Source organism: Faecalibacterium langellae, assembly GCF_002549775.1.
GTDB classification, from domain to species: domain Bacteria; phylum Bacillota; class Clostridia; order Oscillospirales; family Ruminococcaceae; genus Faecalibacterium; species Faecalibacterium langellae.
Map to the genome: position 1 here is coordinate 727,831 of NZ_NMTR01000021.1, position 12,020 is coordinate 739,850.

Genomic DNA, 12,020 nt, shown 5'->3' on the forward strand with positions numbered 1-12,020 from the left:
GCTGATTTTTCTTGCAACTTTCTGTTTTTCTGTTATCATAGAAACAACAGAATCGCAGGAGGAATTCCATGCACACTTTATTTCTATTGAATCCCACTGCCGGCAAGACCGACTGCACCCGCACCCTGCCGCAGCAGATCGAAGCGGCGGCTGCCCGCGCGGGCCTTGCCCCGGAAGCATATACCATTCAGGTCACCACCCACGCAGGTCACGCCCGGGAGCTTGCGAATGCGGCTGCCCGGCAGGCCCGGCAGGCAGGGGAGACCCTGCGCATCTATACGGCAGGCGGTGACGGTACGTTCAACGAAGCTCTCACCGGTGCCTATGGGTACGAGAACACGGCTGTCGGCTGTCTGCCCTTTGGCAGCGGAAACGACTTTTTGCGTACCTTCGGCACCAAAGAGGAGTTTCTGGACCTGGATGCCCAGCTGGCCGGCGGGCCGGTGAGCATCGACCTGATGGACACCAGCCTCGGCCTTTCCGCCACCATCTGCGCCGCCGGTCTGGATGCACAGGTGGCCTACGGCATCCCGAAGTTCCGGCGCATTCCCCTGTGCGGCGGTGAGATGGCCTATGCGCTCTCCATCGTGGAGCAGCTGTGCGGCCACATCGGCCGCCGGGTGGAATACACCATTGATGGCGAAACGTTTGCCGTGGACTGCCTGATGTGCGCGGTCTGCAATGGCCGCACCTACGGCGGCGGCTTCTGCGCCGCGCCGGAAGCACAGCCGGACGACGGCTGGCTGGATGTGTATATCATCCGCAAGGTGAGCCGCCTGACCATTGCAAAGCTGCTGGGCATGTACAAAAGCGGAAAGCATTTCCAACATGGTCAGCTCGTCAAGGAGGCCCAGCCGTACTTCATCTACCGCCGGGCAAAGCAGGTGACTCTGCGTGCCGTCGATGGCCGCGGGCCCATCGTTGCCACGGCAGATGGTGAGTGTGTGCCTACGGAGCAGGTGGCGGTGCAGCTCCGGCCGCTGGCGGGGCGCATCCTGCTGCCAAAGCCCGCATTCGAGCGCTTTGCGGCGCAAAGGCAGGCAGAGAGTGCAAACTCAATAAGCCTTTGATGCAAAAGAGACGACTCCTTTTCAGAAGGGAGCCGTCTCTTTTTTCGCTGAATCATCAAATTTTCTGCTGTAACAAAATATTCATAAAAATCTGCAAAAAAAGCCTTGATTTTTTGAGCCAAGATGAGTACAATACACTTAGCACTCAGAGAAAAGGAGTGCTAAATGACCGAGAGAGCGGATGAAAGCTCCTCGGTTCCCAGCAATGTTTTAAATTATATTTTACTATAGGAGGGCAAGAACTATGAAGATCATTCCTCTTGCAGACCGTGTTGTTATCAAGACTGTTGAGGTCGAGGAGACCACCAAGGGTGGCCTGATCCTGACCGGTAGTGCCAAAGAGAAGCCCCAGGTGGCCGAGGTCATCGCTGTGGGTCCCGGCGGCGTTGTGGACGGCAAGGAAGTCAAGATGACTGTCAAGGTCGGCGATAAGGTCCTCACCAGCAAGTACTCCGGCACCGAAGTCAAGGTGGACGGTGAGGAGTGCACCATCGTCCGTCAGGGCGATATCCTGGCAGTCGTTGAGGACTGAGCAGTACCCCCTCTATTTTAAGAAATTGAGCTTTAAAGGAGCGATTTGATTATGGCTAAGCAGATCAAGCAGGGCGAGGACGCCCGCAAGGCACTGTGTGCCGGTATCGATACCCTGGCAAATACCGTTAAGATCACCCTGGGACCCAAGGGCCGCAATGTGGTGCTGGGCAAGAAGTTCGGCGCACCGGTCATCACCAACGATGGCGTGACCATCGCAAAGGAGATCGAGCTGAAGGACGAGTTCGAGAACATGGGCGCACAGCTGGTGCGTGAGGTCGCAACCAAGACCAACGACGCAGCAGGCGACGGCACCACCACCGCAACCGTTCTGGCACAGGCCATGGTCACCGAGGGCATGAAGAATGTCACCGCCGGTGCAAACCCCATGGATATCCGCCGCGGCATGAGCAAGGCCGTGGACAAGGCTGTTGAGACCATCAAGGCTCACAGCCAGAAGGTGAAGGACAGCAACGATATCGCCCGCGTCGGCACCATTTCTGCCGGTGACCCTGAGATCGGCCGTCTGATCGCCGAGGCAATGGAGAAGGTCACTTCCGATGGCGTCATCACCATTGAGGAGAACAAGACCACCGCCGAGACCTACAACGAGATCGTGGAAGGCATGCAGTTCGACCGCGGCTACCTGACCCCGTATATGGTCACCGATACCGACAAGATGGTGGCTGACCTGGACAATGCCGCTATCCTGATCACCGATAAGAAGATCAGCGTCATCCAGGATCTGGTCCCCCTGCTGGAGCAGGTAATGCAGAACGGCATGAAGCTGCTGATCGTGGCTGAGGACATCGAGGGCGAGGCTCTGTCCACCCTGATCGTCAACCGCCTGCGCGGCACCCTGAATGTCTGCGCTGTCAAGGCTCCCGGCTTCGGCGACCGCCGCAAGGAGATGCTGCAGGATATCGCAACCCTGACCGGCGGCACCGTGATCTCCTCCGATCTGGGCTACGAGCTGAAGGACGCTACCGTCCAGATGCTGGGCCATGCCCGTCAGGTGAAGGTCTCCAAGGAGAACACCACCATCGTGGGTGGCGCAGGCGACAAGGACGCCATCGCAGCCCGCATCGCACAGATCCGCAACCAGATCGAGGTGGCTACCAGCGACTTCGACCGTGAGAAGCTGCAGGAGCGTCTGGCAAAGCTGGCCGGCGGCGTGGCCGTCATCAAGGTCGGCGCTGCGACCGAAGTTGAGATGAAGGACAAGAAGCTGCGCATTGAGGATGCTCTGAACGCAACCAAGGCTGCTGTTCAGGAAGGCGTCGTTGCTGGCGGCGGCACTGCTCCCATCAACGCCATCCCCGCTGTGCGTGAGCTGTGCGACACGCTGGAAGGCGACGAGCGCACCGGCGCTAAGATCGTCCTGAAGGCTCTGGAAGCTCCTCTGCGCCAGATCGCCAAGAACGCAGGCCTCGAGGGCAGCGTCATCATCGACAAGATCATCTCTGCCAACAAGCCCAACTACGGCTTCGACGCTCAGAATGAGGTCTTTGTGGACGATATGATCGCCGCCGGCATCGTGGACCCGACCAAGGTCACCCGTTCTGCTCTGGAGAACGCAGCATCTGTTGCTGAGATGGTCCTGACCACCGAGAGCCTGGTCGCTGACCTGCCGGAACCCCCGGCTCCCGCCGCACCTGCCGGCGGTGACATGGGCGGCATGTACTAAGCTGCACCCGCGTTCATTCAATAAGTACCTTAAGGAGACGGATTCTCTTTGGAGACTCCGTCTCCTTTTTTTGTATGTATAACACTTGCCGTTTTGGCCCACCCTTTATGAAAAAGGGGGCGGCACCATGTCCGGCAAACGGGTCCTAGCGCTGTATGCAGTCATTCTGTTTGGCTTTGCGGTCGTTTTGTGCCGCATTTATTTCCTGGCGCAAAACCCGGCTTACGCCGCCCGCGCCGAAGCCCAGAGCACGGTGAGTCTTGCGCTGCCCACCCGGCGGGGCAATTTCTACGACTGCAACGGCCTGCCGCTCACCGGGCTGGAAATGCGCTGGCAGACCTTGTGTTTTCCCGGTGAAAACAACTATCCCCGCCTTTATAGCGAGACCGACAGCACCGGGCAGGCAACGCTGTATCAAAACCGGAACCGTGCCGCGCCGTTCCTGTTGGAAACCATGCGCGACCTTTCCTCGCTTGGTTTGCGCTGCTTCCCGGCGGCAAAACGGTATGCATCGGTGCCGCTGTGCCAGCATCTGATCGGCTATCTGGACGCAGACGGCCATGGTGCAGCCGGGCTGGAAAAAGCGCTGGACGACCTGCTGGCCGGGACAGGAGCCCACGACACCCTGCGTTGTGCGGTCACGGCACAAGGCCGCCTGCGAGAGGGGGAGACGCCGCAGCTCATCCAGAATGACAGCGGCGCAGTGGGGGTGCAGCTGACCATTTCCCGCCCCGTGCAGCGTGCGGCCGAAGCCGTTGCCGCCGAGACCATGACCAGCGGCTGTATCCTTGTGCTGGACGTGCAGACTGCCGCCGTGCGGGCCAGCGTCAGCGTACCGGGCTACGACCCGGACGACCTTGCCGCCAGTCTGGGTGCATCGGACAGCCCGTTTTTGAACCGTGTACTGGAAAGCTATGCTGTCGGCTCGGTGTTCAAGCCGGTGCTGGCGGCCGCAGCGCTGGAAGCCGGACTTTCGCCGGAGTACGAGTGCACCGGTGCCGTGGTGGTGGATGGACAAATTTTCCGCTGCGCAGGCGGTGTTCCGCACGGGACAGTGAACCTTGCCGAAGCGCTGGAAAAGAGCTGCAACGGCTATTTTGTTCGACTGGGTCAGCAGCTGAGTGCCGAGATGCTTCTGCAGACAGCAGAGGCCTTCGGCTTCGGGCGGCAGATCGCCGTGGCTGGCCGCCTGTATGCCGACAGCGGAAATCTGCCCACTGCGCAGGAGCTGGCCCAGAGTGGACAGCTGGCCAATTTCAGCTTTGGGCAGGGCAGCTTTCTAGCCTCGCCGGTGCAGGTGGCCGCCATGATGAATGCCATCGCCTGCGGCGGGGTGTACCGCACACCCTTTTTCGTGGAGGGGACTGTGGACGAAACGCAGGCGGCCGTGTCGGAAGCATTTTCGCAGCCACAGGGAAAGCGCATCTTATCTGAAAAAACGGTCGATGCACTGCGCGAAATGCTGGAGCAGGTGGTGGCAGAGGGCACCGCGCAGGACGCCGCCGGGCTGAAAGAAGGCGCAGGCGGCAAGACCGGTACCGCCCAGACCGGCCAGTTCACGCCGGAGGGCGTCGAGCGCAAAAACCTGTGGTTCGCTGGTTTTTACCCGGCACAAAAGCCGAAGTATACCATCGTGGTGCTGCAGGATGGGCAGACCGACCCGGCTTATTCCAGTGCTGCTGTTTTTGCCCGGCTGTGCACAGCGCTGCGGCTTTTGGGATAAAAAGCGCGGATTCTGCTTGCTTTTTGGCGTTTGTTATGCTACTATATATTTGTATTTTTGCGTAGTTTTCCATTGATTATAATAAAGGAGCGTTTCAATCCATGTCTGTTATCGAAATTGTTGGCGGTGCGATCCTGCTGATCGCTTCGCTCGTCATCGTTTTCCTCACTCTCATGCAGCACACCCACGGTCAGGGCCTGTCCGGTGCCATCAACGGCAGCGCAGGCGGCGCAAACAGTGCCCGTCTGACCCCGGCCGACCAGATGCTGGCCAAGGTGACCCGCATTGCAGGCATCGTTTTCTTTGTGGTCGCCATTCTGGCTTGTGTGTTCACCGGCCGTCTGGCAGGTTGACAAAGTCTGAACAGCCCCGTGTGCAAGAACGGGGCTGTTTTTCTGCGTGAGGATAGAACTGCGGGCGGCCGTTGTATGTGGGCCGCCGCAGGGCAGGGTGGGGCGGATGTGCCCACGACCGGCAGGAGCACGGCCCGTCGGAGGCTGCGCTCGTGGTAGAACAAGGAGAAAAAATATTATGGCAATGCGCGATAAAATTGAGCACGCGATTCAGAATCAGCCGTGCACCGTCAAAGATTTAAAGTCAAAGTTCGGCGGTGACCGCAGTGCGGACCGCAAAGTGATGGAGGCCGTGGACCAGCTGGTGCACGATGCTGTCATCTGCCAGCGTCAGGGCGTGTTCTTCACGGTCCGTTCCGGCCGTGCGGACAAGGCTCTGCTGTGCAAGGTGGTCAAGCTGGGCAAGAACTTTGCCTTCGTCATGCTGGAAGACGGCACCAGTGATATCTTTATCCCGGGCCGTTTCACCCGCGGTGCAATGCCCGGTGATATGGTCCTGGTGGAAAAGTTTGCCCATCCCCGCGTGGAGGGCAGCGATGAAGGCGAGATCCTCGCCATTCTGGAAGAAAAGAATGATCTGGTTGGTACGGCCCGCCGCATTGAGGGCAGCCTGAAGTTCGTGCCGGACGACTGCCCGGCCATCTCCATGCGGATGATGCGCGACTGCGAGGGCGGCGCGAAGGACGGCGACAAAGTGGCCGTGGAGATCCTGCAGCGCGGCAACCGGCAGGAAGATCACCGCGTGGGCGTCGCCATGCGGTTCGGCAGCTCGGACGAGGCCAAGCGCTGCGCCAAGGCGCTGCTCTACGCGCAGGATATCCGCAGCCGCTTCCCGGACAAGGTCCGCGAGGAAGCCAAGAAGCTGGAAGACGCTGAAGTCACCGAGAAGGACACCGAGGGCCGCATGGACCTGCGCGCGCTGCCCATCTTTACCATCGACAGCGCCGAGACCAAGGATATCGATGATGCCATCAGCCTGACCAAGACCCCGGAAGGCGGCTTTGAGCTGGGCGTCCACATTGCAGATGTTTCCAACTACGTCAAGCCCGGCACCGAGCTGGATAATGAGGCTTTCAGCCGCGCCACCAGCGTTTACTACGCCGATCAGGTGGTGCCCATGCTGCCCAAGCAGCTCTCCAACGGCATCTGCAGCCTGAACGAGGGTGTGCTGCGCCTGGCCTTCTCCTGCCTGATGCGTCTGGATAAGGACGGCAACCTGACGGATTACCGTTTCGTCAAGTCGGTCATCCGCAGCCGCGTCAAGGGCGTTTACTCCGAGATCAACGCTCTGCTGGCCGGCAGTGCTGACGACGAGCTGAAGGGCAAATACCATGAGGTGCTGGCCCAGCTGCCCGCCATGAAGGAGCTGTACGGCCACCGTGCCCGCCTGCGCAAGGAGCGCGGCTGCATGGACATCGAGAGCGGCGAAGTGAAGCTGATCCTGGACGAAGACGGCCACTGCATCGACGTGAAGAAACGCACCTCCGGCGAGAGCGAGGCCATGATCGAGGAGTTCATGCTGCTGGCCAACCAGTGTGCCGCCCACTTTGCCCGCGTGAAGCAGATCCCCTTTGTGTACCGCGTGCACGAGGAGCCCAATGCCGAAAAGCTGGAACGTCTGCACGCTCTGCTGCAGGCCTGCGGCATCAACGACCACTTTGCCAAGGATGTGCCCACCCCCAAGGAGCTGAGCGCCATTCTGGAAGGCGTGCGCGGCGGCCCGTATGAGCAGATCATCAATACCGGTATGCTGCGCTGCATGTCCAAGGCGCTCTATGAGGACAAGCCCAAGGGCCACTACGGCCTGGTGCTGCAGGACTACGCCCACTTCACCAGCCCCATCCGCCGTTACCCGGATCTGGCCATCCACCGCATCATGACGGCCCAGCTCAAGGGCACCGACAAGGAGACCATGGTGCTGCGCTACAGCGACTTTGCCGAGAAGGCCAGCAAGCAGTCCAGCGAACGCGAGGTCATCGCCATGCAGATCGAGCGCAAGGCGGAGGACTGCTACAAGGCCGAGTATGCCCGCCGCCATCTGGGCGAGTGCTACGAGGGCCGCATCTCCGGCGTGACCCAGCGCGGCCTGTTCATTGAACTGGAAAACGGCGTGGAAGGCTTTGTGCCTGCATCCAGCCTGACGCCCTCCGGCACCATGCTCACCGAGGGCGTGCGCCTTTCGGACCCGGTCTCCGGCAAAAACTGGAGCCTGGGCGATACCATGATGATCACCATCGTGCGTGCCGACGTCAACCTGGGCAAGATCGACTTTGAGGTCGCCCCGGCAAACGCAAAATAAAATCAGAGTTTCCAACGGCGGAAGGGCTGCGGCCTTTCCGCTTTTTGTTTTTAGAATTGTAAATTTAGCAGAAATGCCGGTAGCTTTCTCCTCGGACACGAATCGGGCCATTCCATCGCCCGCCCTATTGCCCTACGGGCAACAGGGTCCCACCCCAGCGGACGGTCCTCAGAGAAACTACCGGCACTCCTGCTGGAGCCTTTTGTCACAATTTAGACGCATTTCCTACAAAAGGGGAAAGTTGTATAAATTTTATACAGGAGCCGGAGTTTGTTTGTTGTCTGCGCCCCTCCACCGGGGTATACTGTTGCCATAAGGAACGGCACAGCGGTGCCGGAAAAACGTGACAGCGTCAAGGAGGTTCTTCTCTATGTATTATTCCAGTGGCAACTACGAAGCGTTTGCACACCCCAAAAAGCCCGAGGGTGTCGATCATAAATCTGCCTATATCATCGGCTCCGGTCTGGCAGCCCTGACTGCCGCCTGCTATCTGGTGCGTGACGGCCAGATGAAGGGCGAGCATGTCCATGTGTTTGAAAAGGACCCCATCCCCGGCGGTGCCTGCGACGGCTACAAGTACGACATCGGCTATGTGATGCGCGGCGGCCGCGAGATGGACAACCACTTTGAGGTCATGTGGGACCTGCTGCGTTCCATCCCATCGCTGGAGACCGAAGGTGCCAGCGTGCTGGACGAGTACTACTGGCTGAACAAAGAGGACCCCAACTACTCGCTCTGCCGTGCCACCGTCAACCGCGGCGAGGATGCCCACACCGACGGCAAGTTCGGCCTGTCTGATAAGGGTGCCATGGAGATCATGAAACTGTTCTTCACCCCCAACGAGCAGCTGCAGGATAAGAAGATCACGGATTTCTTTGATGACGAAGTGCTCAACTCCAACTTCTGGCTGTACTGGCGCACCATGTTCGCTTTCGAGAACTGGCACAGCGCTCTGGAGATGAAGCTCTATCTCAAGCGCTATATCCACCACATCGGCGGTCTGCCGGACTTCACGGCCCTGCGCTTCACCCGCTACAACCAGTACGAGTCCATCATCCTGCCCATGGTCACCTATCTGAAGGACCACGGCGTGCAGTTCCACTACGAGACCAAGGTGGTGGACGTGAAGTTTGACATCGACGGCAAGCGCAAGCAGGCCAGCAGCGTGGTGGTAGAGCACGCAGGCGAGACCAACGCCATCGACCTGACCGAGAACGACCTGCTGTTCATCACCAACGGCGGCTGTGTGGAGAGCTGCACCATGGGTGCACAGGACAAGGCTGCCGGCTTTGACCCCACCATCAAGCCGGGCAACGGCTGGGATCTGTGGAAGAAGATCGCTGCGCAGGACCCCGCCTTCGGTCACCCGGAGAAGTTCTGCTCCGACCCCGAACACTCCAACTGGGAGAGTGCCACCATCACTACGCTGGACGACAAGATCCCGCAGTATATCCAGAAGATCTGCAAGCGTGATCCGTTCAGCGGCCACACCGTCACCGGCGGCATCGTCACGGTCAAGGACTCCAACTGGCTGCTCAGCTGGACGCTGAACCGTCAGCAGCAGTTCCGCGACCAGCCCAAGGACCAGCTGTGTGTCTGGGTCTACGGCCTGTTCAGCGATAAGCCCGGCAACTACGTCAAGAAGGCCATGCGCGACTGCACCGGCAAAGAGCTGTGCATGGAGTGGCTGTACCACATCGGTGTGCCTGAGGACCAGATCGAAGAACTGGCCGAGCACAGCGCCAACACCATCCCGGTCATGATGCCCTATATCGACGCTTTCTTCATGCCGCGTGCCATGGGCGATCGCCCCGACATCGTGCCGGAAGGCGCTGTCAACTTTGCCTTCCTGGGTCAATTTGCCGAGACCGGCCGTGACACCATCTTCACCACCGAGTATTCCATGCGTACCGGCATGGAGGCTGTGTACACCCTGCTGAACATTGACCGCGGCGTGCCCGAGGTCTGGGGCAGCACCTACGACGTGCGCGCACTGCTGGATGCCACCGTGAAGCTGCGCGACGGCAAAAAGATCACCGACATGGACCTGCCGCTCATCCCGCGCTTGGCCATGAAGGAAGCCCTGAAGAAGATCGAGGGCACCGACCTTGAGAAGATCCTCAAGGAATACAATGCCATCTGATAACATCATAGTCCTCCGCCCCTGAAAAGGGCCCCAACAAAAGGACCTCTCCGAACGCCTGCGACAGGCCACGGAGAGGTCCTTTTTCTTGCAGAAAGTAATACTTTGGATAAAATATAGGTAAAAAGTTAAATTTCTTTGTTGGAAAAGAGCTTTTTTGCTTGCCTGCGGCGGGGTTCTGTGTTATGCTAAAAGCAATGAGAGCAGGGCCTGAGGAGGCCTGCTGGTAACAGCCAGAATAAAAGGAGGTCGTTTCCCTGTGAAAAATCTTATCTCCCGCCGCAGCTTTATGAAGGCTGCCGGTGTGTCCGCCGCCGCTGCCACCATGGCACTGGGCGCACCCGCTGCGTCTGCCTGCTGGACCGGCGATGTGCAGGACATTACCATTCTGTACACCAACGATGTCCACACCTACATTGACAAGCAGAGCCCGAAGCTGACCTATGCCGCCATTGCTGCTTTGAAAAAGAGCTATCAGGATGACGGCAAGAACGTCCTGCTGGTAGACGCCGGCGACCATGTGCAGGGCACTGCTTACGGCTCTATGGATGAGGGTGCGACCATCATCCAGCTGATGAACGCTGCCGGTTACGACGCTGCCACCCCGGGCAACCACGAGTTCGACTACGGCATGGACCGCGCAAAAGAGCTGATGGCAGATGCGGACTATCCCTATCTGTCCTGCAACTGGGTCAATCTGCCGCTGAACAACCGCGTTCTGTCGGATGTCAAATACTTCCGCATCGGCGGCCGTACCATCGCCTTCGTGGGCATCACCACGCCGGAGACCATCACCAAATCCACCCCGGCCTACTTCATGGATAAAAACCAGAACCGGTATGTCTACGATATCCTCGGCGGCGAGGACGGCCAGAAGCTGTACAGCGCCGTGCAGAAGTCCATCAATAAGGCACGCGTGATCGCAGATTATGTCATCGGCCTGGGCCATCTGGGCGTAGACCCGTCCTCGTCGCCCTGGACCAGCAAGGAAGTCATCGAGCACACCTCCGGCCTGGACGCATTCATCGACGGCCACTCCCACACCGTGATGGAGTGCGAGTGGGTGAAGGACCTCTCCGGCAAGGCAGTGGCCCTGACCCAGACCGGTTCTTACTTTGCCAATGTGGGTGAGATGACCATCAAGGCAGACGGCTCCATCGCTACCCAGCTGGTTCCTACTTACGACGGCCTGGACAGCGCCGTGGCAGGCATCCAGACCGAGTGGGTGAGCGCTGTGGACGATATGCTGGGCGAGAAGATCGCTGTGGCAGAGACCAACTTCTATATCTCTGACCCCGCCACCGGCAAGCGCCGCATCCGTCTGGGTGAAACGAACCTCGGCGACTTTGTGGCCGACGGCATCTACTCCTACTTCAACGAGGTCGAACAGCTGCACTGCGATCTTGCCATCATGAACGGCGGCGGCATCCGTGCAGATGTGGATGCAGGCGACTGGAGCTTCAAGACCTGCAAGCAGGTCAGCCCCTTCGGCAATGTGGCCTGCCTGATGTCAGTCACCGGCAAGCAGATCCAGGACGCACTGGAATTTGCAGCCCGCTTCGTTGGCCCGGATGGCCAGGAGAACGGTGGCTTCCTGCATGTGGCCGGTGCGACCTACGAGATCCACACCGATATCCCCAACACCGTGCAGACCGACGACAAGAACGTCTGGATCGGCAGCGCCACCGGCACCCCGCGCGTGCAGAACGTGAAGATCTACGATAAGACCTCCGGTACTTATGTCCCGCTGGACGAGGGCAAGACCTACGCGCTGGCCGGCATGAACTACACCCTGCGCAATCTGGGCGATGGCTTTGCCATGTTCGACGGTGCCGAGCTCATCAAGGACTATGTGGCAGAGGATTATCTGGTCATGTCCACCTACGCCATGAGCTTTGGCGGCGTGGATGGCGAAGGCCTGCCGCACCTGACCACCGCCAACAGCCCGCTGGCCGATTACCCGGGCTACCTGCTGAACTATGAGGATGCCTACGGCGCAGGCCGCATCAGCATCCTGTAAAACTGCATAAAAAGGCGCACCGTCCGGCAGGGCGGTGCGCTGTTTTTGTATAACAAAATAGAAAAAAGCCATCCGATACAAACCGAATGGCTTCTGGTTGGGGATGAGAGAATCGAACTCCCACAAGTAGAGTCAGAGTCTACCGCACTACCACTATGCAAATCCCCAATATTCTGTTGTGTCTTGCGGGGTGA

The 12,020-nt window shown here is 59.2% G+C and carries 8 protein-coding genes and 1 tRNA gene; 8 read left to right on the top strand and 1 reads right to left on the bottom strand.

Annotated features, from left to right (window positions below):
• The first annotated feature begins 68 nt into the window (after positions 1–68).
• From CGS49_RS11955 to CGS49_RS11990, 8 genes are all read left to right on the top strand, one after another.
• Positions 69–1,070: a diacylglycerol/lipid kinase family protein gene (locus CGS49_RS11955; RefSeq protein ID WP_097802024.1), complete on the top strand. Its 1,002-nt coding sequence runs from the start codon at positions 69–71 to the stop codon at positions 1,068–1,070.
• 244 nt (positions 1,071–1,314) lie between these two features.
• A complete protein-coding gene (locus CGS49_RS11960; protein ID WP_097802025.1) occupies positions 1,315–1,602 on the top strand; it encodes a co-chaperone GroES in 288 nt (95 codons plus the stop codon).
• A gap of 51 nt (positions 1,603–1,653) precedes the next feature.
• Positions 1,654–3,288, top strand: a complete 1,635-nt coding sequence (groL, locus tag CGS49_RS11965) for a chaperonin GroEL (RefSeq protein ID WP_097802026.1) — start codon at positions 1,654–1,656, stop codon at positions 3,286–3,288.
• 127 nt (positions 3,289–3,415) lie between these two features.
• Complete coding sequence (locus CGS49_RS11970) at positions 3,416–5,011, top strand: peptidoglycan D,D-transpeptidase FtsI family protein (RefSeq protein WP_097802027.1); 1,596 nt, start codon at positions 3,416–3,418, stop codon at positions 5,009–5,011.
• Between the two features lie 101 nt (positions 5,012–5,112).
• On the top strand, positions 5,113–5,364 hold the full coding sequence (gene secG, locus CGS49_RS11975; protein WP_097802028.1) for a preprotein translocase subunit SecG: 252 nt from the start codon (positions 5,113–5,115) through the stop codon (positions 5,362–5,364).
• 178 nt (positions 5,365–5,542) lie between these two features.
• The gene (gene rnr / locus CGS49_RS11980) at positions 5,543–7,663 is read left to right on the top strand and encodes a ribonuclease R (RefSeq protein WP_097802029.1); all 2,121 of its coding nucleotides are present in this window, start codon (positions 5,543–5,545) and stop codon (positions 7,661–7,663) included.
• Positions 7,664–8,033: 370 nt separating this feature from the next.
• On the top strand, positions 8,034–9,806 hold the full coding sequence (locus CGS49_RS11985) for an oleate hydratase (RefSeq protein WP_097802030.1): 1,773 nt from the start codon (positions 8,034–8,036) through the stop codon (positions 9,804–9,806).
• Between the two features lie 259 nt (positions 9,807–10,065).
• Positions 10,066–11,826, top strand: a complete 1,761-nt coding sequence (locus tag CGS49_RS11990; RefSeq protein WP_097802031.1) for a bifunctional metallophosphatase/5'-nucleotidase — start codon at positions 10,066–10,068, stop codon at positions 11,824–11,826.
• A gap of 94 nt (positions 11,827–11,920) precedes the next feature.
• On the opposite strand, the gene CGS49_RS11995 is transcribed toward CGS49_RS11990, so the two are convergent.
• Positions 11,921–11,994 (bottom strand) — tRNA-Gln (locus CGS49_RS11995).
• Positions 11,995–12,020 lie beyond the last annotated feature (26 nt).